The sequence below is a fragment of the Streptomyces sp. NPDC024017 genome (assembly GCF_040638895.1).
Classification (GTDB): Bacteria; Actinomycetota; Actinomycetes; order Streptomycetales; family Streptomycetaceae; genus Streptomyces.
Genome location: NZ_JBEZYZ010000007.1, coordinates 428,188 through 450,285 on the forward strand (window position 1 = coordinate 428,188; position 22,098 = coordinate 450,285).

Consider the following 22,098-nt stretch of genomic DNA (forward strand, 5'->3'; position numbering starts at 1 on the left):
GGCATGTGTTGGTGCCTGCGGCAGAGGAAGCTGCCAGAAGATCTCGTCCGTCTCCCGTCACCGTAGCGGCACCGCCTCCGCCCAGGTTGAGGCGCCCGGCGGTGTGCCGGCCATCGACCCCGACTACGCCACCCCCTGGCTGGCAAGCAGGCGACGCCGGTGAAGGGCAGGAAGTCGCGTTCGCAGCGTCTAGTAGGCATGCCCCGAGTGCGCCGGCGTGGCAGAGGGCTGGGCCGGTGGCTCTGGTCATCGGCTCCTCGGCCGGTTACGCGCTCGCGGCCACCGTTCCACCGTACGGCGGAACCGTTACGGTCGGCGGCTGGTACCGCACCGCCGCAACCGCCAACACAAACCAGGCAAAGGATCCCTCAGCCGCCCCCGCCTCCCACCCGCACCAGCCCCAACTCGTAAGCCACGATCACGGCCTGCGCCCGATCCCGCAGCTCCAGCTTCGCGAACAGCCGGTTGATATGGGTCTTCACGGTGTGATCCGTGATCGTGAGCCGGCTCGCGATCTCCGCATTGGACAGCCCCCGAGCGATCAAGGTGAGCACCTCGGCCTCACGCGCCGTGAGCTCCCCCACGGAGTGAACCGGAAGCCGAGAAGCCCGCGCATGCACGAACTCACCGATCACCCGCTTGGTGATCTCCGGGGAGAGCAGCGCATTCCCGCCCGCCACCACCCGCACCGCGTGCAGCAGTTCGGGGAAGGTCGCGTCCTTGAGCAGAAAGCCGCCCGCCCCGGCCGCGAGCGCGTCGTACACGTACTCGTCGAGGCCGAAGGTCGTCAGCATCAGGACCTTCGTCGTGCCCCCGGACCCGGCCAGGATCTCGCGGGCCGCCTCGATGCCGTTCTTGTGCGGCATCCGGATGTCGAGGAGCGCGAGATCGGGCCGGGTCTCGGCGGCGATGCGTACCGCCTGCACACCGTCCTCGGCCTCGCCCACGACCTCGATGTCCTCCTGAGTGTTGAGGAGGTTCACAAAGCCCGTACGGACGACCGCCTGATCGTCGGCGACCAGTGCCCTGATCACACCCAACTCCCTCTCCATGCCGATCACCCGGTCCCCCAGGGAAGCTCCGCCTCCACCAGGAAACCTCCATCCGGGCCCGCCCCCGCGCTGAGCCGACCGCCGACCAGGGCCGCCCGCTCCCGCATCCCGGTCAGGCCATGGCCCGCGCCGGAGCCAGGACCGGAACCCGGGCCCGGGCCGTCGTCGTGGATGCGCAGCGTGAGCAGCCGGTCGGCACCGTAGTCGATCTCCACGACGGTACGGGCGCCGGGCGCGTGCTTGCGCGCGTTGGTCAGCGCCTCCTGGGTGATCCGGTAGGCGGACAGCTCCCACGCGGCGGGCAGCGACACCCACTCCCCGGTGACCCTCAGCTCGGCTTCACCGCCCACCGCCCGGTGCTGCTCGACCAGTTCGGCGAGATGGTCGAGGGTCGGCTGGGGGGCGGTGAGGGCCGCGTTCTCCTGGCCCTGGGGGGTGCGAAGGACACCGAGGAGGCGGCGCAGTTCGGCCATCGAGGAGCGGGCCGTGCCGGCGATCTGCTGGAAGCCGTCGCGGGCCTCGGGGGTGAGCCCGGGGGTGGTGTACGTGGCGCTCTCCGCCTGCACGGCGATCATGGACACCGAATGCGAGACGATGTCGTGCAGCTCACGGGCGATGGCGGCCCGCTCGGCCTCGGCAGCCTGCTGCCGCTCCATGGCGATCAACTGGGCCTGAGCCAGGTCCCGTTCTTTGCGGGTCTCCTCCCGGGAACGTACCGCGTCACCCATCATCACGGCCCCGAAGATGACCACGGTCAGCAGGAACGACTCGGCGAACAGACTGAGCGAGCCCTTCTCCCAGAGCGCGGGCACCGGCAGGTCCATCCGCGACCAGGTGTTGATGTGCACCAGGTTCACGCACAGGGCCCCGAGCGCGGCGCCCGCGACGGTCACCGCGGGGTGCAGCACCCGGTTTCGGCCCAGGGTGTAGCAGCCGATCAGCCCGCTCGCCATGATCGAGACGTACAGGTTGATGTCCCCGGCGAAGCCGAGCAGCCCCGCGGCGACCGTGAGCACCGCGACGGGCGGGAACGACCGCCGCCACATGAGCGAGGCGGAGGAGACGAGGACCCCGATCGTGGTGGTCACGGATCCGCGAAAGACGATCAGCTCCGTCACGGCACCGACGGTCAGGGCACCGCCGGTGACCCAGGGGTAGGCGGGCGTGGCGATCCAGGCGCGGAACCGCTGCTGAAGGGGCGTCCTCATACATCCATGGTCCGTGCCGGCGCGGGTGCGCGCGTCGCCGCACGGGTTGAGCCTGCGGTCGGATGTCATACCACGGGTTGATTCCCAGGTCCGGAGCCTCGGTTGACGCCCTGCGACCTGCGGATTCCTACCGTCGACGGACATGACGAAGAGCCTTGAACGGTACGTGCGACACATCCAGTACGTACGTCACGAGCGGTACGAGCGGTACGCCTGGGCCGGTTGCGCGGTCGTCGCGCTAGGGCTCGCCGTGGTTTCGGATCTGGGGCCGCATCGGGTGTGGGGGGTGGTGGCGGGGGCGGGCTACGCGGTCGCGGCGGTCCTGGCGTGCGGTGCGCGCTCCCGCCCCGCCGCCCGGGTGGTCGCGGTGGCGGGGGCCGTCCTGGTGCCGCTCGTCTCGCTGGTGACGGCCGGGCTCGGGCAGTTGGAGGTCACGGTCGTCGAGCGGTCGGGGCAGTTGCTGCTCACGACTGGCAGCCCGTACGTCGCCGACCCTACGGCCGTCGCCGACTTCAACCCCTACCTGCCAGGGATGGCGCTCTTCGGTGTGCTACCCGGGGACGCGCGCTGGTGGCTGGGCGGCACATTCGTGGCGGCCCTCGCCGCGGCAGGCCTGCACCGAGCCTGGCTGCTCGCCTGCCCTTTGGTCGCGCTGCCCCTCTCGGTGGGCGGGATCGACCTTCCGGTCGTCGGCCTGATGTGTCTCGGCGTCGTACTCGCCGGGCAGGCGCGGCCGGGCCGCGCGGGGCTGGTGCTCGGCGCCGCCGCCGCGCTCAAGTGGACGGCGTGGCCCGCGCTCCCCGTGGCGCTGGCGCTGATCGCGGTACGCCGGGGCGGCCGACCCGCGCTGCGGTACGCCGCCGTGGCCCTGTCCACCGCGACGGCGGCGGTGCTGCCCTTCGCCCTCGCCGGCCCCTCCGGCTTCTACCGGAGCGTCATCGCCTTCCCGCTGGGCCTCACCGACACCACCTCGCCGGCCGCGAGCCCGCTGCCCGGCCATCTGCTCGCGACGTACGTCCCTGACGGCAGGGTCATCGCGCTCGCGCTCCTCGCGGTGAGCGCACTGCTGATCGCGGTGTCGCTGGTGGTGCGGCCGCCGAGGACGGCACGGGCGGCCGCCGCCCGGCTCGCGCTCGGTTTGGGCCTGGCGATGACCCTGATGCCCGCGACCCGTTTCGGCTACCTGGTCTATCCGCTGGTGCTCGGGGCGCTGGCGTACCGGATGCCGCGGCGCGGCAGCACCACTGTCACCCCTGTCGCCCCTTCCAGGGAGAAGACCCTCGTATGACGAACAACTCCCGCCCTCGCACACTGATCGTCACCAATGACTTCCCGCCCAGGCAGGGCGGCATCGAGACGTTCGTCCGTGAACTGGCTGACCGTTTCCCGCCCGACGAGGTGGTCGTCTTCACCTCGACGCCGAGCCCGGCCACGGCGGAGTCGGCCCCCGACGAGTCCTTTCCGTACCCGGTGATCCGCCACCGGGTACGCACCCTCCTGCCCACCCCCCGGGCCACCGCGCACGCCGCAGCCGTGGCCCGGCGGTACGGCTGCGACCGGGTGTGGTTCGGCGCGGCGGCGCCGCTCGGCCTGATGGCGGGACGACTGCGGCAGACGACGGACATCCGAACCACCGTCGCCACCACGCACGGCCATGAGGTGTGGTGGGCCCGCACCCCCGGGGCCAGGGTCCTGCTGCGCCGCATCGGCACGGATGCCGACGCCCTGACCTGGCTGGGCGCCAGCACCCGTCGGCCGATCGAGGCGGCCCTCGCTCCCGGAACCCGCACCGCACGTCTGGTCCCCGGAGTGGACACCACGGCCTTTCATCCCTCGATGGACGGCGGCCCGGTGCGGGCCCGCTACGGCCTGGGCCGCCGCCCGGTCATCCTGTGCGCGGCCCGGCTGGTCCCGCGCAAGGGCCAGGACACCCTGATCAGGGCGCTGCCCTGGATCCGCAGGGCGGTCCCGGACGCCACGCTCCTCCTGGTCGGTGACGGCCCTTACGCCCCCGTACTGCGCCAACTTGCCCTGACCGAAGGCGTCGTGGACTCGGTCGTCTTCGCGGGCGGCCACCCCCACCACGCGCTCCCCACCTTCTACGCTGCCGCCGACGCCTTCGCCATGCCCTGCCGCACCCGACGACGCGGCCTGGAGGTGGAGGGCCTGGGCATCGTCTACCTGGAGGCCGCCGCATCCGGGCTCCCCGTCCTGGCAGGCGACTCGGGCGGCGCCCCCGACGCGGTACGCGACGGCGAGACCGGATACGTCGTCGACGGCCACTCGGTGGCGGCGACGGCGGACCGCCTGACCAGACTCCTCCGCAACCCCGAACTCTCCAACGAGATGGGCGAGAAGGGCCGCCACTGGGTGCAGACGGAATGGACCTGGGACCGCTCCTACGCAACTCTGGCGGGGCTGCTCCATTCAGCCGGAACAGGAGGGTGAGTGAGCGCAAGCCGGTCCTGACCTGTGCCGTGCGATTCGAAGACCGGACCCGGGTGGAGATCAGGAGCCGGGTCCGGCGGACGCGCTCACGCTGCAATTCCAGCTCCGCCGAGCCGCCCGAGCCGACGGCGCTGGGCGACGAGCGGTCGCTGTTTCACGACACGGCCGCCGCCGATACAGGTCTCCCGTCGTGAGAGTGCGGGCAGGCGGCGAAGGAGGCAAGCAGTTCGTTGTACTGCTTGGCGGCGGTGTTCAGGTCTTCGTCGGAGAGGCCGAAGGCGGTGCCGTACAGCTTGACCATCGGCTGGACGTCGAACTGGCACAGCCGCAGGGTTGCGTGCCAGGTGCTGAGAAGGGTCTCCAGGGTCGTCTGGTGCGCGCCTTCGGGGATGCCGGGCTGCCTTCCACGTCGACCACTGGCAGCCCCGTCGAGCAGGGAGCAGTCGCCCGGCAGCCAATCACTGCAGCCCTGTGCCTCGGAAGTCCCGTCGATGAGTTTCCGGCGGTTGTGCGGTCTACCCTTCGACGAAGGGAGCGCACCATGCGCGAGATCATCGTTTGCACGTTCCTGACGCTGGACGGCGTCATGCAGGCGCCGGGCGGTCCGGACGAGGACGCCGAGAGCGGCTTCGAGCACGGGGGCTGGCAGAAACCGGTGTCCGACGACGAGGTCGGCGCGGCCATCGCCGGTTGGTACGAGCACTCCGAGGCGATGCTGCTCGGCCGCAAGACGTACGAGATCTTCGCGTCGTACTGGCCGACCGCCGATCCCGACAACCCGTTCACCCATCGGATGAACAGCATGCACAAGTACGTGGCGTCTCGGACCCTGACGTCCGTCGAGTGGCAGAACTCCACGCTGCTGGAAGGCGACATCGTCGATGCCGTACGCAAGCTGAAGGCGTCCGACGGCGGCAACATCAACGTCGTCGGCAGCGGCGACCTCGCCCAGACCCTCATGCGGCACGGCCTTGTCGACGAGTACCGGCTGACCATCCATCCGGTGATCATCGGCACTGGCAAGCGGCTGTTCGCCGACGGGGCGATCCCCGCTGCGCTGGAGCCGGTCAGCGTCTCGACGACGAAGGGCGGCACCATCGTCGGCGTCTATCGGCCGAACGGTAAGCCCAGCTACGACAGCTACTAGGCGCTGCGCGGCCCGCTCCCGGAGGTCTTCTTGGCCGCGGCCTGCTTCGTGGTCTTCGCCGCCGCCTTCTTGGCCGGCTGATCGCGATCCAGATTTTCGGAGTTCGTCGGTCTGAGGATGTCGAGAACGTGTCACCGGCTCCGTCCCAGGGACATCAGCGGCCACCACCGGCCGCACGAGGAAGAAGGAGAAACCAGCATGGCGATTCAGCGGATGGACAACGTCGGCATCGTCGTCGAGGACTTGGACGCCGCCATCGGGTTCTTCGTGGAACTCGGTATGGAGCTGGAGGGCAGGGCGGAGGTCGGGGGCCTCGTCGCCGACCAGTGCACCGGACTCGACGGCGTCCGCTGTGACATCGCGATGCTCCGGACCCCGGATGGTCACAGCCGGCTCGAGCTGGCGAAGTACCGCAGCCCCGCGGCGATCAGCGCCGGACCGCGCAACCGGCCGCACAACATCCTGGGCACGCACCGCGTCATGTTCGCCGTCGACGACATCAAGGACACCGTTGCCCGCCTGCGCCCTCACGGCGCCGAACTCATCGGCGAGATCGCCCGGTTCGAGGACAGCTATCTGCTCTGCTACGTCCGCGGCCCGGAGGGCATCATCGTCGGACTGGCCGAGCAGCTGCACTGAGAAGGAGAAACCGGACCATGCAGCCGAGCGAGATCATCGAAGGTTCTGGACCGCCCGATCAGCCAGAAGCTGCTGGCCCGTGATGTGACCCGCCGCAAGCTCCCGAAACGAGGGCACCAGTAGGTGAGACACATCTGAGCTCGTCGTTCAACCTCCGGTGCCTGGGGCGTCGCGGAGCCGAGAACTTGGGCAAAGGTAGAAGAGTTCGGGATCTCCCTCGTCGAGGCCGTGGAGCAGACCGACCGGGCGCCAGCCGCCGCGTCGCAACAGATGTTGCATGGGGGCGTTGGAGACGTTGGTCGAGGTGAACAGCTTCGCGGTGGTGCAGACGGTCTCAACGGCCGTGAGGAGATGTGCTCCCACGCCTCGTCGGCGGGCATTGGGGGCGACCATCAGCATGGTGACGAAGCCCTGTTCGAAGAAGCTGTACTCCAGCACGCTGTAACCCACAGGCCCGGATGAGTCTCGGGCCGCAAGGACCACACCCTGTTCGCACCAGCGCCGGATGCTGCCCCGTCGGGCTTGGTCGCCTGCTGCCGCGACGGAATCGATCTTGGCTAACGCGTCCCAGTCCAATGGATCCGCGCGGTCCACTTGAAGCCCGCTGAGGTTCTCGACACCCATGGGGTGCATCGTGGCAGCGTATGGGTGGTCGGCGCTCGCCTATTGAGGAGCGTGATCGTTGCGGGGTCGATCCGGCCGTGTACGCGGAGTTCACGCGAGGCCTGGTCGCACGGCACTGCCGGACGGGGCACTCCGTGATCCTCGCGCTCTCCGAGAGTCTCGTGGCGACTGCGGTCGCACTCGCGCGGCGCGCGGGCGTCGAGGTGGAGATGCCCGACTCCGGGCCCGGCGCTGTGTGTGGTGGCGTCCAGCGCGACGTGCGAGTTCCCGGCAGCCCTCGGACCCCGTCAGCCGCCGTCGTCACCGCGCTGGACACGCGGGTGCGAGAGATGGACCGCTGGATGGCCCGCTGAGCCGGTGCGCCCAAGACCGCTCCTTGCCGACCCAACACCCTGGAACGGCTTGCCATTCAACCTCTTGCCCGCCCCCGACCGAGACGCCCTCTCAGACGAGGGACTGGCGACCAGCGTGCTGCGCGGCGACGTATCGGAGAGCGATCAGCTGCACTGGCTTGATCACATCGCTCGCCCGCTTCGGCGTCTCCTCACAAACAACCCACAGTCGCCCCTCCCCGGTCCTAGGTGACGCGAGAGGCGCCCGGGACCGACGGGACGTCTGCGCACAGGGGTTTGAGGAGAGGATCATTGATCCGTGCCCGGCGAATATGCGTGACCGCCCTGGCGGTGCTGGCGGCCCTGGCGGGCTCGCCCGGACTGGCCCAGGCTGAACAGCCGTACACATCGGGGCTGTTGAGCACGACGGACGACAACCCACTTCCGCCGGGGTGGCGGATCGGCGGGGAAGGCGGGGCGCGTGAGCTGCTCTGGCGTGCACCGAAGGTCGTGCCCATCGGGGATGCGCGGGTCGAGTTCCGTACCGGGGACCGGCTGCTCGGGGTGCCGAAGCCGGCGAGGGACGGGCGGACCTTCCGGCTCGCCCTCGGCGAGATGCGGCCCGCGCAGCTGACGAACCTTCAAGTGACGGCCGCGGGGCGGCGGCTGGACGCGGCGGCCGACGACACGCACAGGTCCGGCTCGCGCGTGGCAAGGATGCCGGCGCAGGCGCCGGCGAACGGCGTTGATCCGGGCAAACCCGGCTCGTACCGCACGGTCGCCGGAAAGTACGACCTCGACCCGGTGCCCCTGCCCGGGTTCGACACCCCGGTGGAGATGACCGCCAAGGTGGTGGCGCCGAAGGGTGCCACCGGCAGCCGGCCGCTCGCGCTGTTCCTGCACGGCCGCCACGGCACCTGCTACAAGCCGGGCTCCGAGGACGACGTGACCGGCGACTGGCCCTGTGCGGACGGCTACAAGCCGATCCCGAGCCACCTGGGCTATCTGCGCGACCAGCAACTGCTCGCCTCCCAGGGCTATGTGACGGTGTCGATCTCGGCGAACGGCATCAACGCCCAGGACTGGGAGGCCGAGGACGCCGGCGCGCAGGCGCGTTCCTCGCTGGTACGACAGCACCTCGCCCGCTGGGCCGACTGGACCGCCCGTCGCTCCTCCGCCCCGGCCGTCGTACGCGAGGCGGCGAAGGCGGACCTCTCCCGTGTCCTGCTCGTCGGCCACTCGCGCGGTGGCGAGGGCGTCAATCGGGCCGCCATGGACAGCCTCTACCCGCCGCCGGCCGCCGAGGACGGTTACCGGGGCCCGGTGCGCTGGAAGGTGCGCGGGACCGTGCTCATCGGACCGACGATCTTCGGCCAGAATCCAGTAGCCGACGTGCCGTCCGTGGCACTGTTGCCGGGCTGCGACGGCGACGTGTCGGACCTGCAGGGCCAGGAGTTCGTCGACGGGACGCGCGGGATCAGCCGGGGCACGGCACTGCACAGCGCGGTCTACATGGTCGGAGCCAACCACAACTACTTCAACAGCGAGTGGACCCCGGGCGAGGCCGTCGCACCGGCCGAGGACGACTTCAGGACCGACCCGGAACAGCCGGCGGACCCGGTGTGCACGCCGGGTGCCGCGACCCGGCTGACCGCCGCCCAGCAGCACAAGGCGGGCGCCACGTACATCGCCGCCGCGGCCCGGCTCTTCCTCGCCGGAGACGACCGGGTGCGTCCGCTGCTCGACGGTTCCGGCAAGCGGGCCCCGTCCGCGGACCCGGCCCGGGTGCTGACCCACGCGGTCGGCGGCCGCCGCGCCGGTGGTTTCCTGCCGGACGGCGGGGCGAAGGTGACCGGCGCCAGGATGTGTTCGGCGATCGACCCCGACCCGGCCGTGGCCTGTCTGGACCCGGAGACCCCCGGATCGTCACCGCACTTCGCGTCGTGGGAGACGGAACAGGAGACCGGCCGCAGCGCGGTGGACCTGAAGTGGTCCGCGCCGGGCACGGCCGCGCGTATCGCTCCGACCGAGCCGCTCTCCCTCCGCGACTCCCAGAAACTCGCGCTCCGCGTCTTCGTACCGCCGAACACGACCGGCACGAAGTTCGACGTGTCCGTCACCGACTCCTCCAACCGTCGGGTGACGCTGGGCTCGGTCAAGGTGGACGGGCTCCCGGGCTCCGCGAACACCGCCTCCTACTGGGCTCAGGAGCTTCGCGTCCCGCTGTCGGCCGCGACCCGGGCCGGGCTCGATCTCCAGCATGTCAAGTCCCTTGAGGTGACGCCCCGTTCGCAGTCCGGGCGGGCCTGGCTGATGGACGCCTGGGGCTGGGCGCCCGGCACTTCGGCGGTGAAGGCGGCCGCACTGCCGCGTGTCGACGTGGGCCGCACGATCGTCAAGGAGGGCGACTCGGGCACCCGCACCTACCGGATCCCGGTCGAGATCTCCGGACACGGCAGCGGGCAGGTCCGCGTATACGTCCTCGACCCGGACGGAGGCCGGGCCGAGAACCGCCTCGTGACCGTACGGTCCGGCAGCGATGCGATCGACGTGCCGGTCGCGGTGAAGGGCGACACGGTCTACGGCGACGACGTGGAGCACGACATCGCCGTCAAAGCCGTTCGCAACGCCGTCGTCGGCAAGTACCGGGGCGGGCTCACCGTCGAGAACGACGACCCCGAGCCGGTGATCACCCTGTCGCCGGTCACGGACCGGGTGACCGAGGGAGAGACGCTGACCTGGCGACTGTCCGTGGACACGCCCACGGCGGTGGACATCTACCAGCCGGTGCGGGTCCTTCCGGCCACCGAAGGCGCCGAGCTGTCCACCAAGGACGTGGACCCGCAGTGGCTCAAGGAGTCCTCCGGTGACGTGCCCGACCCCGAACGGCCGCTGTCCGACGCGAGCCTGTGGGTGTGGCTGCACATCCCGCCCGGGAGCACCAGCGTGGACTTCGTCGTGCCGACCGTCCAGGACCAGGTGGCCGAGCCGACCGAGTCGATGCGCCTCGCACTGACCGACAGGCACGCCGAGCCGCTGCCCGACAGGCCGGTGCTGACGGGGACGGTGCTCGACAAGCCGTAAGCACGATGTACGAGGGATCGTGAGCACCCTCTTGCGCGGGGGTCCGGTCTGTCCGGGCCCCCGCGCTCAAGCGTGGGCGGGCCTGCTACGCGACTGTCCCCGCCGGGGCATGCGCGCCCAGGTGCCGGCCGTCGGGGACGGCGCGCTCGGCTTCTGGAAGGCCCTGGCCGAGATGTTCCCCTCAGCAGAAGGCGCGGTGATCTCAGGTGCTCCTGCGCCTGCGTATGTGCAGGTGGCCGTCGCGAGGGAAGGAGGGCGGCGCCGCGGGCAGGACGGTGTCGAAGTCGTAGCGGCTCTTCTGCGCAACCCGGCACGATGCCAGGTTGTCCACCTGGTGCAGGAGTTCGAGACGCTCCAGCCCGTCGGCTTCGAAGGTGTCGAAGGCCCAGTTGGTGAGTGCCTCCAGAGCGCGGGAGGCCACTCCCCGCCCGCGAGCGTGCGCCGCGGTCCAGTAACCCACCTCGGCCGCCGGTTTGCCGGAGGTGACTTCCTTGAGGACCACGCTGCCCACCAACTGTCCGCGAACCGAACCGGGTTGTGCCTCAAGGACGGCGAAGCCGAACCGGTCACCCGCTGCCCAGCCCTGCTGCTGGGCCTGCACCCACCGTGCCCCGTCGGCATCGTTGTCCACGGCAGAGCTCGCCCACTGGCGCAGTGCGGGATCCCGGCTCACCTCGACCAATGCGGCAACGTCCTCCGTGCGCCAAGGGCGAAGAACGAGAGCGGGAGAGGCCGGCGTAGCGGCCACCTGAAGTGCAATGGGGGCACCCATCAACCGAACATATGCGGCGGCGTTTTCACCCGACGCCGGCCGCGTCCACCCCATGCCGCCTGGCGACGGCCCCGTCATTGCTGTGTCCGGACGCGCAGAGCCTGGACGGACCAGTCGAACACCGGAGCCAGACTCTCCGGGGCCGGCCAGCCGTTGACCACTGCGAGCAGCTGGAGGTACCGCTCCCTGCGGGGATCGTTCACACGCTCCAGCCGCGTCGCCAGACGTCGGCGAAGCTCGACGTCGTCAGGGTGGCCGAGAAGGTGAGCGCAGTGCGCCGTGAACGCCGCGACGATCGGATCGGCCTGGGGCGACGCCGGGTCGATGCCGGCGGTCAGGGCCGGGCCGACCTGGTCACGGACGGCTGCGGCGATGTCGCGTCGCGGGCCCGTCATGTCGCTTCGGGTCTGCTCGGCTGCTAGGTCCTCGGCCATCCGCCGCACGACGGCGCGGAAATCCGGGTCCAGTGACATTTCGGCCAACTCCACCCACGCCTTGACCTGCTCCGCCTCCGGGTTGTCGGGCAACTCTGGGGTCATCGAGCGCATGACCCCCGCGAATGCGGGGACGGCGTCAGGACCGCCGAAGACGGCGTCGAGGAAATCGCCGATCAAACGTCGGCGTTCGTCCTCGGAAAGCTGGGCCAGCCGGTGCATGAGTTCCGTCTCCTCAGGTGTGGACCCGCGCTCGGCCACCGCCGTCAGCACCGCGCGCCGCAGGCGCAGGACGCGGATCTGCACTGCCAGAGCTTCGGCGTGCGCCGCGGCGACCTCGGGAAGCGAGAGCTCGCGGTCCACGACCTTGCGGATCGTGGGGAGGTCCAGCCCCAGCTCACGCAGGGTCCGCACGAGGTTCAGGCGTGCGACGGCGTCGATGCTGTAGAAGCGGTAGCCCGCAGGGTTGCGTTCCGTCGGCGCCACGATTCCGCGATCGGAGTAGAACCGAATGGTCTTGACCGTGAGACCGGTCCGCCGAGCGAGATCGCCGATCGAGTAGAGCGTGTCGCCGTCCATGCCCCCACCTTTGTGTCTCCCCCTACGGGAGACTCAAGCCCTTTCGCCTGCGACCCACAGGCAGACCACGCTGTCCTAGTGCTCTGACCGGGAAGGTTCGCCGGGGCGGTAGCTACGCCTCGATAGTCTGCACGACGTGATCAACTCATACACGAGTTCCGACGATGCTGAGGTCGCGATAGCCGGGGCGTGTGCCGGCGCGGACGTGGTCCGCACCATGTACGGCCAGTGGCTCCCCCGCATCGACAAAGCTGCCGGGGACTTTGCCACCGCCGCCGATGTGAAGGCCGAGGAGATGATCCTCGACGTCATCCGTGCCGCCCGGCGCGACGACGCGGTGCTCGGCGAGGAAGGCGGGCACCAGGGCGCCGGCGGCGCAGTGCGCCAGTGGCTGGTGGACCCCCTGTGCGGCACGCTGAACTACGCCGTCGGCAACATGGCGGTGGCCGTCAACGTGTCGCTGCGCGAAGGGGCGGCGGCGGTGGCCGATCCGTTCAGCGGGGAGGTGTTCTTCACCGACGGGGAGACCGCCTGGGTGCGGCACTACGGGGCCGACGACGCACTGCTGACGCCCACGCCGGCCAGCCGATTGGTGGACGTCAACCTGGATCCGCCGTTCCCGAGTGCGCCGGGATTCCGGGCCGTGGATCTGCTGGCCCACCCTGAGTTCGTCGAGCGTTTCCGGCCGCGGGTCGTGTCCACGACCCTGGCGCTGGCCTGGGTCGCCGCCGGCAAGCGCGCCGCGTATGTCACCGACGGCGGCGACCTCTCCGGGAGCGTGCACTTCGCCGCCGGCATCGCTTTGTGCCGGGCCGCCGGCTGCATTGTCACCGGGATCGACGGTGCCCCGATCGGTGAGACAGGCAGCGGGCTTGTGGTCGCCGCTGACGACGAGACTCACGGGCAGCTGATGTCGATGATCCGCAGCCGAGGCTAGTGGCGTGACCGGCATGGGTTTCGCCGGGATGGGTCAGGCTGCGGCTTGCAGGCGGGTCTGCCGCCCCGGCGGATGCCTTCGCGCTGGGTACGAGCATGGGCATCCGCGCGATCGTGGCCACCGGCGAGCACGGCGAGCACGGGGAGCACGGCGAGACCGAGGCTGCACTCCGGCAGTTCGGATCCTGGTCAGCGATGCTGCACGGCGGGTACTGGGCCGAAGCCTTGGCCCATGCCTGCCGGCTGGCGGATCCCCCAGCAGTGCAGATGTTGGTCGACCGTGTAGGCCCGCGCCCGCTGCGCGTTCGCCGACCGGGCGGCATCGCCGGACACGTGCAGCCGCACCGGACAGGTCCCTGCCGAAGTACGACTTCATCCCGGACCGCAGCGACGGTGGAAGCGGTTCGGCACGGCCCGCCTCCCGCCGCAGGAAGCCCCCCACCGCGTGGTTCCCCTGGTCCTGCACGGCCGGCGGCAGTCCCGTGCCGTCGAACGAGGACCGCGCGAACCCCGGTTCCGTGGTGCGGCCGGCCGCCGAACGCGGCCCGGCCCGGGCCCCTGCCGCCTTGTCGACCTTGTCGACCATGAGGACGCTCCGAGTACGGGTGGCCGCGGATGCGAGGAAGCGGCCCGGTTCTGCGTGAACCTCAGGGCCAGACACCGGAGAAGTCGATCGTGCGGGCCCACTCGGGATGATCTATCAGCGGGTTCCGGTTGCCCTGGAGTTCCGCGGCGGCGGCGTTGCGGTGCCGCTCGTACTCGGTGACCGGCTCGCTCTCGTGCCACTGCAGCAGGAGGGGCAGCCGGTCCTGCGGGAACTCCCGTGCGACGTCGCCGACCTGGCCCGGGTAGCGGATCAGGAAGTACAGGGTGGCCCTGGCGACCACGCCCTTGCCCTTCTCCGGCTCGAATCCCACGCTCTCGCGCTTCCCGCACGCACCCCGGACCGCTTCCTCGAAGTCGGGGAAGTCGATGTACGGGAAGTTGCCGCGGAAACTGTTGCAGCCGACCTCGCAGGCGAACAGATGGTGCAGGTCGCCTCGCATGGGCTCCTTCTTGCCGAACCACGACTGCGGCACCACGTGCTCGCAGTTGAACGGCATGGACGCCTCCAGCGCGTCGAACTCCGCCTCGAACTCGGCCGGCCCCGCCGTGCGCTCGTGCAGCAGCAGCTCCTGCACCCGGTCCAGCCGGGCCTCCTCCACGGCCGCGTCCGCCCGTATGAGCTCCTCGGCGGAGAACTCCTTGCCCGAGTAGATGCTGCGCAGCCGCCCGTTCTCATGCAGGTCGACCCACGGGTAGACCAGCCTCATCGGCTTGTATCTGGGCTGCGGCGCATGGGTTCGGGTCACCAGCTCGGTCAGCGTGCGGCGCAGCACGTCACCGTCGTCGGTGCGGACGTTCGCGTAGTAGGCGTCGCGCGCCGCGGTGTCGGCGGGACCGTCGTAGTAGGGGCGCGTCTGTGCCAGCTGGTGGTTGGTCAGGGCCGCGTCGATGTCCTTCTCGACCAAGGAGACCACGTCCGGCCGTCCGCGCGCGGGCGGCGGTTGCGGTGCGGGGGTGTCGAGGGCCACGGTGATCCGCAGCGGGACGACGAGCTGTGCGGCGATCTCGGCTGCCTGGGCCTGAACCTGGAGCTGAGCCGCGGCGGTGGTCGGGGTGGGGGCCTGGGCGCCGTTGGGGCTCGGAGGCGGGGCGCCGACGGTGGTGGAGAGCTCCGGCGGGAGGCTCGTCGTGGGAGGGGGTGCGAGTCCCGCGGTGGCCACCTCGTCCCGCAGCCGTGCCGCCTCACCGGTCAGCGGCGTCTCGTGCAGTGCCCGCAGCACGCGGCTGATCCGCACCCCCTCGTTGGCCCGCCAGGCCAGTTGCTGGTCGCCCATCTCCGGTTGCCACACCACGCCGTCGACACTCAGCGGCCGGCCCTCGCCATCGGTCTGCGGCACGGCCGAGTGATGCAGCGCGACGACCTCCCACTGATCGTTGAAGACCGGAGAACCCGAGGAACCCTCACGGGTGTCGGACTCGTAGTGCAGGAACCGCTCCAGCACGTCCACGATCTGGTTGTCGCGCAGCGCGAGCTGTTTCGGCTCGCCCCTCGGGTGCTGAACGATGTTCACGAACTCCCCGATGACCACCTTTCCCTGCGCGTCACTGAGGACGAGTCGGCCGAACGACGACAGCTCCTGGCCCTGTGCGCTGCGGGGGGCCACCGCGACGAGGCTGTAGTCCAGCGCCCGGTCGGTGACGAAGAACCGGGCCGGCTCCAGCTGGAAGACCGCCGGCGTGAGCGGACTCCCGTCGACGCCGTCCTGGAAGGCGAACGCGACGGTGCTGCGAGCTGCCACCTGCGCGTCGCGCAGCACATGATTGTTGGTGAGCAGCAGGGACGCCGAGACCAGGAAGCCGGTGCCGTGCCCGCCGCCCGGTCCACTGATGGTGACCCGGCCGACCGAACGCGAAGCCTGGACGCCTTCCTCCAGGAACGCGACCGGCGTGAGGTTGTTGCGCCCGATGAGGCGCTCAAGCCCCAGGACCTCACTGGTGAAGGACTCCGGGGGCAGGCGCAGGGTGCTTCCCGCGCTGACGGCGGGCACCGTGGGGTTCTGCTCTATGGCCCGCGCCATGGCCCAGTCGGCACCAAGACGCGCGAGCCGCTTCTCGACGCGCTCGGGCTCGTCCGCGTACAGCACGCCGCGCGTGTCGAGAACGGAACGAGTTCTCTCGCGCTGTTCGGTGCGGTTCGCGTAGCGCGCCGCGGCCATCGTCAACTGTGACAGATAGTCCGACTCTCGTTCGGAAGCGATTTCCGCCGTGGCCATGATCCGCCTCCTGGCCTGTTGTATATCGGGGCGGTGGTGTCCGAGATTCTGTTCATCGGAGGACAGGCGGGACGCGTCCGGAGAAGGCGAAGACGTCGGCGCTGCCGAGGAGGCACGCGGAAGTGTGCTGCGCACCTCTTTGCGTGGAATGTTCTTGCTATCGATGTTTCCAGATGTGATGTATGTGCGCAAAGGGGACGAAGGTGTTGGACCGGTGAGGGGCCGGGGCGAGAGCGGCCAGTAGTCGTCGACGGTGTCGACCAGGCACCCACGGCCCTCGACGGCGCCATCGGCCGAAAATCCACTCGGACGCCGCAGAGCTCACTCCCCGGTAGCCGCCTGTGATCGAGGAGGTACTGCGTGTGTCACCGCGCCCGGGTGTTGGCGGTGTACGAGTAGTTCGCGCCCGAGGACGACTCAGTACGATCCGCGAATGTCCGCAAAGAGTCGGCAATCCGAGGCAGTTGAACCCAACGGCGAGGTGACAGGCCAAGAGTTCGTCTATCGCCAGCCCCAGAACGCTGTCGAGGTCGACCGGCTACTCTTCCCCGCCTGGACCGATCCCTGCAGCGGCGACGGCTGCTGATGCGCCCTCGCGACCTTCGGTTGGTCAGCCTGCTGACTCTGAGGGACCTACGCCCGCGCGAAAACCGCGGCTCCGCTCCACTTTCGCGACATGCAGCGTGTAGCACTGATACCACTCGGCTCGCCCGCGCTTTTGCGCTGAGTGGTGCTCGGCGTTGGTCCGCCACTCCGTGAGGGCGTCGGCGTCGCGGAAGTAGCTGACGGTGATACCCAGCCCGCCGGGAGTCTGCCCGTGGTCCATCCCCAGGTACCCGGGGAGGTCCTTCACCAGGTCTTCCAGGCAGGCGTTGGTCTCGCTGTAGTCGTTCTGGTTCTGGGTTCGCACCGTGGTGAAGACAGCCACGTAGTAGGGGAGTTCATATGCTTCGACGGGCGTGACAGGTGCTTCGGAGTGACTGCTCACGGCACCACTGTGAGGAAGGATGCGCACAACGATCCGGTGTCCTTTCGTGAACGGGATACATAGGAGATACGGCTCTTGGTCAAAGCTGTCCGAGCCGGCGTTCTCCAGGTCACCTGAGGGCTGGCTTGGCCTCGCGCTTCAGGCCGGCCAGCCTGTTCGGCTTGGGCTCGGGTATGGGTGAGACGGTAGGTCCGGTGCCCTTTCGGCTGATCGCCCCACCCGCCCGCAGGCACAACGCCCCGTTCCCCCAGAGCCGATTGCGCGGACGGTTACGCGGTGGGCCGACGTGCGTACACCTCGATCTCGATCTTCCTGCGGGGATCGGCGAGCCCGCACGTGAGCATCGTGGCGGCCGGTCGGACTGGCCGAAGGTGCGACGCAGTACTGGCCAGCAGGGCTCGAAGTCGGCCTGGTCAGCCAGCAGATAGCGCACCCGTACCACGTCGGGGAAGGTGCACTTCGCCTCGGCCGAGCGCAGCCTCGATGTTGCGCAGGCACTGCTCGGCCCGTTCCACCACGTCGTCGGAGATCGTCATGGTGGCGTAGTCCAACCCGGTCGTCCCGGACACCTGAACCCAGTCGCCGTCGACGACCGCGCGGGCACAGCCGATCCGCTCTTCGAACGTCGAGCCGCTGAGGATGGGACGTCGCTCCCGTCATGCGCCGAACGCTAAGTGAGCAGCATCGATACGTCTAATGCAGCATTGAGTATGGGGTGATATCTCTGAGCGTACGGAACGCCCTCACCTTCCTCTTCAGCAACTGCACGCCTTCGCCATGCTCGCCGAGGAACTCAACTTCGGCCACGCTGCCACCCGCCCGGGCATCGCCCAGCCACCGCTAGCCGGCAGATCCAGCGCTTGGAGGGCCAGGTCGGCCACGCGCTGTTCAGCCGCGAACCAGGATGTATCGCCCTCACCTCGGCGGGCCGAGAATCCCTTCCTCCCGCTCGGCACGCCCTCAACGGCCTCGCGGACGGCCTGGCCGCAGCCCGAGACGCCGGCAGTAGCAGGGTCGGCTTGCTTCTGCCTCGCGCTTTAGGGCGTCGGGCGTAGCCGTTTCCATGATGGCAGGCGCGCAGTTCCGCCTTCCGCTTTTCGAGCGGCGGCTGAGTTCGGAGGCGTACTGCGAGTGAGGGCTGCCAGAGGCGGCGCCCGGCCGGTGGCCGCTCCGACGGAGATGCCGAGGACCTCGCTGAGGACGGCGGGTGGCATCTGTGCTGCGAGGTCCATCAGTGCGCGTCGTCTTCGATCGGGCGTGCGGGCAGACGGTCTGCAGGGGGCTGATGCAGTCGGCGTGCGGGTCGGTGAGGGCTGCGAGGATGGTGGGCTTCAGGGAAGGCGACGTGGCGGGGGAGAGGTCGGGGCGGGCGGAGGCCTATCACCGGCCAGAGGCGTCGCGGGCGACACCGACGCCGCCTTCGCCTCTCGTACACCGTCGGCGCCCCAGTGCGTCGGGCGGGTTGATCCTCAGCTGCCCTTGCCGCCACGTGGGAGGACCGCTTCGGCGAGCAGGACCAGGCCACCGCCACGAGGCGCTTCGGTGACGGGGTGTCCGAGTCGGACCCAGCAGTTCGGCTACTGCGGCCTGCACGATCAACTCAGCATCGGTGCCGGCAGCGTCCAGCCGTGAGCGATGCTGGCGACCTCCCCGGAAGAGGTTGACGGCCAGCACATGTCCAACTGGCATCCCAGTACGTGAAGTTGACCCTCTGTGTGGGTGACGGATTTCCCGGCCTCAAGAAAGGGCCGGGCGAACCCCATGGCTGACTGGAAGAACATCTCCGGTGGACTCACCACGATCTCGGCCGGGTCCAGGACGCACGTGTGGGGGGTCAACGCGGGCGGGGCGCTCTACCGTTACACCGGGCACGACGCCAACCCGTGGGTCAACATCCCCGGCGGAGCGTCTGACATCGGCGTGGCCGCCGACGGCAACGTGTGGCACGTCAACTCCGGGCGGCGGCATCTGGCGCTACACGACAGGCATGCTCCCTCCTTGGAACTCGGCGCTGCGGCGAGTGGCCCCGCCGCAGCGCCGGTCATCAAGGCCCTGAGCGCGCACCTTGTGGCCCGTCCCTGGAGATCAGGGGTGGGCCTACGAGAGTCGGCTGGTGATGCCGTCTGCGCCCCGCCGTAGGTCGCTTCTGCTGCTGCAGGGTTTGGCGCCTGAGGCAGTACGGCGGTGGGATGAGGTGCGGAAGGTGCGGTTGTCCTTCTTGTCCCGCGAGGGCCGAGTGGACGCCGCTGTCGACGGCTTCGGGTGCACGTCTCCATCAGACAGGAGTTCCCGGAGTCCACGGATCCGGAGCACTCCACTCGTCTCGTCGTAGGGCTTGCCCATGGTCTGACCGGAAGCGCGCGGGTTCGCAGCGAACTGCTGCGCAAGAACATCCAAGGACGCCTGATCCGGCGGGGCGGCCACAACCGCCGTACACCACAACCACCATGAGCTTGAACCACTCGAGCCGCCCACCCCCCTGCAACGCGGCTGCTTGGCGTGGGTGTCGTCCTGGAGGAACCTGAGGTACGACTGCGCCAGTACGGTCCTCAGGGAGTCGTCATCCTGAACGACCTCTGCGAGTTCCGACGGCCTCTCGCTCCACAACTCGGCGATAAGCATGTAAGGCTCGGGGCTTTCGCCCGCGGAGGCGATTGCCCCGGCCAAGTAGTGCACGGCTGCCGCTGGGTTGCCTCCGCAGTGCGTCATCACCCGCGCGAGATCTACCCCAGCTGCTGCACCCGCCCGATTCGACATCCTCCGAGGATATCCATCGTCCAGCCGTCCGTCGGCCCGTCCATCGTGGCCTCGCTGAGTGCGAGGGTGCCCCGTGAGGGGGGGCGACAGGACGCGGCCGGGGCGCCTGTGTTGTTGCCGCTGGAACGCCGGGTGCGTCTGGTCACTGCGTACTGGCGGGCCAACCTGACGCTGCGGCAGGTTGCCGAGCCGTCGGCAGCTGGGGCAACGGGCAAAGCTGCCAGGGCACGTGCATCCCACGAGCAGTACGGGACAGCTCTGAGAGAGGCGCCCTCCTCAACAGCGTCGCGGCGTAAGCACGGGCGGGCCCATTTCACTCAACAGTGCGTTGGAGCTGTATCGGCGAGGGGCGATGTCCAGGAACGCCGAAAGGTTGAGGAGTATGTGTACCTACCTGTGGCCTCGTCGCCCGTGCTTTGCACGAGACCCCCGCTCTGCCCGGAACTTGCCCAAGTTCAGTGGCGTACATCACGGCGATTGGCTCGCTCGACACAGGATCCGGTATTCCACTTCAACTATTGAGCCGCGCAATAGATGTAATCGGGCTCATCTCTTGGAAGCGTCAGCACCCGGGGTAACGAATCGGCCTGGTTCTTGCTGCGGAGCAGGGCCTGCCGCAGATTTCAGGTTCGGCTGGGCGCTGGTCCGTAATCGCTTGCTGCGGAACTGGCACTGTCTACCCAGATTGTTCGCAACCACCTCCGCCCCGGGTGTATGGGCACACATTCTCGACACAACGTCCGCATGAGCGTCAGGCGTGTGATGAACGAACTAGGCGCGGAGGGTGGCCGATTCGCGCGCAGCTGACCTGCCGTTTCGGCGCGGGTTGGCGCGAAGCTCTTGATCTGTGCACATCAATGGGTCAGGTTCGAGGCGGACCAAATGCAGTTCCGGTCCGAACCCCCACACCCCCCACGAGAAGTGACGAGGAGAACCCTCAGATGTCAGCTCGCGCATTCACACGCAGAATGCAGGTCCTCACCGCCACGGCTGTCGTCACAACCCTGACGACCTTCGGGACGGCACACGCACAGACAGCCCCCGAACGCGCTCCGGCCGAGGGCACCGTGCACGGCCTCGGCGCCAAGGGAGCCGTACCGGGCAGCTTCATCGTCACGCTGGACGACAAGGTGAACAAGCCTGCGCTCGCCAAGGAATATGGCGGCAAGCTCCAGCGTACGTACACGGCTGCCCTCGACGGCTTCTCCGTCAGCGGTCTCTCGTCGGCCGAAGCCAAGCATCTCGCCGCAGACCCGTCGGTCTCCAAGGTCGTCCAAGTCAAGAAGTTCAGCATCAACACCACTCAGGACAACCCGCCCTCCTGGGGCCTCGACCGCCTGGACCAGGCGGACACCGCCGGCGACAGCAAGTACACCTATCCCGACAGCGCGGGCGAGGGCGTGACCGCGTACGTCATCGACACCGGCGTGAGGATTTCGCACAAGGACTTCGAAGGGCGGGCCGCTTCCGGCTTCGACGCCGTGGACAACGACAACGACGCCAGTGACGGCAACGGGCACGGCACCCATGTCGCCGGCACGATCGCGGGCGCAGCCCACGGCGTCGCCAAGAAGGCCAAGATCGTCGCCGTCCGGGTTCTCGACGACAACGGCTCCGGAACCACCGAGCAGGTCGTTGCCGGCATCGACTGGGTCACCAAGAATCATCAGGGCCCGTCCGTCGCGAACATGAGCCTGGGTGGTGGCGCGGACCAAGCCCTCGACGAAGCCGTGCGCAAGGCCATCGCGGCCGGCGTCACCTTCGCCGTCGCCGCCGGCAATGACTCCTCGGACGCCGGGCAAGGCTCCCCGGCCCGCGTCAAGGAAGCCGTCACCGTCGCGTCCTCGACCAAGGACGACAAACAGTCGGACTTCTCCAACTACGGCTCGGTCGTGGACGTGTATGCCCCGGGCTCCGACGTCACGTCCGCGTGGAACGACAGCGACGAAGGAACCAAGACCATATCGGGCACGTCCATGGCCACGCCGCACGTCGTAGGCGCCGCCGCCGTCTACCTGGCAGGCCACAAGGACGCCACGCCTGAACAGGTTGCCAAGGCTCTCACCGAAGGCGCCACCCCCGACAAGATCTCCAACCCCTCGCAGGGCACCGCGAACAAACTCCTGAAGATTGTCGAGTAGTCGTCCCTGAGCTGCGCTCGCTGTGCCGCCCTGGTGAGGCACGGCGAGCGCCGGCCGATGTGCGCGACAGGCGTCCAGGCGTGCGGTTGTCCTGCGGATCGAGGTCGCCGAGGCCTGATGCCGGGCTCGAATGCGACC

At 69.3% G+C, this 22,098-nt stretch carries 19 protein-coding genes and 1 pseudogene; 10 read left to right on the forward strand and 10 right to left on the reverse strand.

The window, feature by feature from the left end:
- Positions 1-368: 368 nt before the first annotated feature.
- Positions 369-1,052 (reverse strand): response regulator transcription factor, encoded by a 684-nt coding sequence (locus tag AB0G20_RS21600; protein ID WP_361304863.1) that lies wholly within the window; start codon positions 1,050-1,052, stop codon positions 369-371.
- Positions 1,053-1,057: 5 nt separating this feature from the next.
- The gene (locus AB0G20_RS21605; protein ID WP_361304865.1) at positions 1,058-2,260 is read right to left on the reverse strand and encodes a histidine kinase; all 1,203 of its coding nucleotides are present in this window, start codon (positions 2,258-2,260) and stop codon (positions 1,058-1,060) included.
- A 142-nt stretch (positions 2,261-2,402) separates the two neighbouring features.
- Between AB0G20_RS21605 and AB0G20_RS21610 the strand changes: the two genes are divergently transcribed.
- A complete protein-coding gene (locus AB0G20_RS21610; protein WP_361304867.1) occupies positions 2,403-3,548 on the forward strand; it encodes a glycosyltransferase 87 family protein in 1,146 nt (381 codons plus the stop codon).
- Entirely contained in the window at positions 3,545-4,708 is a 1,164-nt protein-coding gene (locus AB0G20_RS21615) for a glycosyltransferase family 4 protein (RefSeq protein ID WP_361304869.1), read from the forward strand. The genes AB0G20_RS21610 and AB0G20_RS21615 overlap by 4 nt, the downstream gene beginning before the upstream one ends.
- A gap of 154 nt (positions 4,709-4,862) precedes the next feature.
- On the opposite strand, the gene AB0G20_RS21620 is transcribed toward AB0G20_RS21615, so the two are convergent.
- Entirely contained in the window at positions 4,863-5,009 is a 147-nt protein-coding gene (locus AB0G20_RS21620) for a hypothetical protein (RefSeq protein WP_361304871.1), read from the reverse strand.
- Positions 5,010-5,249: 240 nt separating this feature from the next.
- On the opposite strand from AB0G20_RS21620, the gene AB0G20_RS21625 reads away from it, so the two are divergent.
- On the forward strand, positions 5,250-5,855 hold the full coding sequence (locus AB0G20_RS21625) for a dihydrofolate reductase family protein (protein ID WP_361304873.1): 606 nt from the start codon (positions 5,250-5,252) through the stop codon (positions 5,853-5,855).
- A gap of 198 nt (positions 5,856-6,053) precedes the next feature.
- A complete protein-coding gene (locus AB0G20_RS21630) occupies positions 6,054-6,494 on the forward strand; it encodes a VOC family protein (RefSeq protein ID WP_361304875.1) in 441 nt (146 codons plus the stop codon).
- A gap of 147 nt (positions 6,495-6,641) precedes the next feature.
- Here the strand turns inward: AB0G20_RS21630 and AB0G20_RS21635 are convergent, their stop codons facing one another.
- Positions 6,642-7,118, reverse strand: a complete 477-nt coding sequence (locus tag AB0G20_RS21635) for a GNAT family N-acetyltransferase (protein WP_361304877.1) — start codon at positions 7,116-7,118, stop codon at positions 6,642-6,644.
- Between the two features lie 20 nt (positions 7,119-7,138).
- Here AB0G20_RS21635 and AB0G20_RS21640 point away from each other — a divergent pair, with 20 nt between their 5' ends.
- Together AB0G20_RS21640 and AB0G20_RS21645 are read left to right on the forward strand one after the other, a co-directional pair.
- Entirely contained in the window at positions 7,139-7,471 is a 333-nt protein-coding gene (locus tag AB0G20_RS21640; protein ID WP_361304879.1) for a DUF6086 family protein, read from the forward strand.
- A 315-nt stretch (positions 7,472-7,786) separates the two neighbouring features.
- Positions 7,787-10,534 (forward strand): hypothetical protein, encoded by a 2,748-nt coding sequence (locus AB0G20_RS21645; RefSeq protein ID WP_361304881.1) that lies wholly within the window; start codon positions 7,787-7,789, stop codon positions 10,532-10,534.
- Positions 10,535-10,736: 202 nt separating this feature from the next.
- Here the strand turns inward: AB0G20_RS21645 and AB0G20_RS21650 are convergent, their stop codons facing one another.
- Positions 10,737-11,306, reverse strand: a complete 570-nt coding sequence (locus AB0G20_RS21650) for a GNAT family N-acetyltransferase (RefSeq protein WP_361304883.1) — start codon at positions 11,304-11,306, stop codon at positions 10,737-10,739.
- A gap of 74 nt (positions 11,307-11,380) precedes the next feature.
- The gene (locus AB0G20_RS21655) at positions 11,381-12,319 is read right to left on the reverse strand and encodes a MerR family transcriptional regulator (RefSeq protein ID WP_361304885.1); all 939 of its coding nucleotides are present in this window, start codon (positions 12,317-12,319) and stop codon (positions 11,381-11,383) included.
- A 136-nt stretch (positions 12,320-12,455) separates the two neighbouring features.
- On the opposite strand from AB0G20_RS21655, the gene AB0G20_RS21660 reads away from it, so the two are divergent.
- Positions 12,456-13,256 (forward strand): inositol monophosphatase family protein, encoded by an 801-nt coding sequence (locus AB0G20_RS21660; RefSeq protein ID WP_361304887.1) that lies wholly within the window; start codon positions 12,456-12,458, stop codon positions 13,254-13,256.
- 188 nt (positions 13,257-13,444) lie between these two features.
- Here the strand turns inward: AB0G20_RS21660 and AB0G20_RS21665 are convergent, their stop codons facing one another.
- From AB0G20_RS21665 to AB0G20_RS21680, 4 genes and pseudogenes are all read right to left on the reverse strand, one after another.
- Positions 13,445-13,600 carry a hypothetical protein gene (locus tag AB0G20_RS21665; RefSeq protein WP_361304889.1) on the reverse strand — a complete coding sequence of 52 codons (156 nt, stop codon included), beginning with the start codon at positions 13,598-13,600 and terminating at the stop codon, positions 13,445-13,447.
- 302 nt (positions 13,601-13,902) lie between these two features.
- A complete protein-coding gene (locus AB0G20_RS21670; protein WP_361304891.1) occupies positions 13,903-16,074 on the reverse strand; it encodes an endonuclease in 2,172 nt (723 codons plus the stop codon).
- Positions 16,075-16,684: 610 nt separating this feature from the next.
- Entirely contained in the window at positions 16,685-17,062 is a 378-nt protein-coding gene (locus tag AB0G20_RS21675; RefSeq protein ID WP_361304893.1) for an antibiotic biosynthesis monooxygenase, read from the reverse strand.
- A gap of 269 nt (positions 17,063-17,331) precedes the next feature.
- Positions 17,332-17,703: pseudogene (locus tag AB0G20_RS21680) on the reverse strand (RidA family protein).
- 219 nt (positions 17,704-17,922) lie between these two features.
- Here AB0G20_RS21680 and AB0G20_RS21685 point away from each other — a divergent pair.
- The 3 genes from AB0G20_RS21685 to AB0G20_RS21695 all read left to right on the forward strand — a co-directional run bounded on the left by AB0G20_RS21685 (position 17,923) and on the right by AB0G20_RS21695 (position 21,960).
- Positions 17,923-18,117 carry a hypothetical protein gene (locus tag AB0G20_RS21685; RefSeq protein WP_361304895.1) on the forward strand — a complete coding sequence of 65 codons (195 nt, stop codon included), beginning with the start codon at positions 17,923-17,925 and terminating at the stop codon, positions 18,115-18,117.
- A gap of 706 nt (positions 18,118-18,823) precedes the next feature.
- Complete coding sequence (locus tag AB0G20_RS21690; protein WP_361304897.1) at positions 18,824-19,201, forward strand: tectonin domain-containing protein; 378 nt, start codon at positions 18,824-18,826, stop codon at positions 19,199-19,201.
- Between the two features lie 1,559 nt (positions 19,202-20,760).
- On the forward strand, positions 20,761-21,960 hold the full coding sequence (locus AB0G20_RS21695) for a S8 family peptidase (RefSeq protein WP_361304899.1): 1,200 nt from the start codon (positions 20,761-20,763) through the stop codon (positions 21,958-21,960).
- Positions 21,961-22,098: the final 138 nt, after the last annotated feature.

Bases quoted from the DNA above. Each gene is read 5' to 3' on its own strand.
- AB0G20_RS21690 (WP_361304897.1), top strand. From the start codon at position 18,824: ATGGCTGACTGGAAGAACATCTCCGGTGGACTCACCACGATCTCGGCC.
- AB0G20_RS21610 (WP_361304867.1), top strand. From the start codon at position 2,403: ATGACGAAGAGCCTTGAACGGTACGTGCGACACATCCAGTACGTACGT.
- AB0G20_RS21635 (WP_361304877.1), bottom strand. From the start codon at position 7,118: ATGGGTGTCGAGAACCTCAGCGGGCTTCAAGTGGACCGCGCGGATCCA.
- AB0G20_RS21670 (WP_361304891.1), bottom strand. From the start codon at position 16,074: ATGGCCACGGCGGAAATCGCTTCCGAACGAGAGTCGGACTATCTGTCA.
- AB0G20_RS21625 (WP_361304873.1), top strand. From the start codon at position 5,250: ATGCGCGAGATCATCGTTTGCACGTTCCTGACGCTGGACGGCGTCATG.
- AB0G20_RS21630 (WP_361304875.1), top strand. From the start codon at position 6,054: ATGGCGATTCAGCGGATGGACAACGTCGGCATCGTCGTCGAGGACTTG.
- AB0G20_RS21620 (WP_361304871.1), bottom strand. From the start codon at position 5,009: ATGGTCAAGCTGTACGGCACCGCCTTCGGCCTCTCCGACGAAGACCTG.
- AB0G20_RS21655 (WP_361304885.1), bottom strand. From the start codon at position 12,319: ATGGACGGCGACACGCTCTACTCGATCGGCGATCTCGCTCGGCGGACC.
- AB0G20_RS21640 (WP_361304879.1), top strand. From the start codon at position 7,139: ATGGGTGGTCGGCGCTCGCCTATTGAGGAGCGTGATCGTTGCGGGGTC.
- AB0G20_RS21695 (WP_361304899.1), top strand. From the start codon at position 20,761: ATGTCAGCTCGCGCATTCACACGCAGAATGCAGGTCCTCACCGCCACG.
- AB0G20_RS21600 (WP_361304863.1), bottom strand. From the start codon at position 1,052: ATGGAGAGGGAGTTGGGTGTGATCAGGGCACTGGTCGCCGACGATCAG.
- AB0G20_RS21650 (WP_361304883.1), bottom strand. From the start codon at position 11,306: ATGGGTGCCCCCATTGCACTTCAGGTGGCCGCTACGCCGGCCTCTCCC.
- AB0G20_RS21615 (WP_361304869.1), top strand. From the start codon at position 3,545: ATGACGAACAACTCCCGCCCTCGCACACTGATCGTCACCAATGACTTC.
- AB0G20_RS21605 (WP_361304865.1), bottom strand. From the start codon at position 2,260: ATGAGGACGCCCCTTCAGCAGCGGTTCCGCGCCTGGATCGCCACGCCC.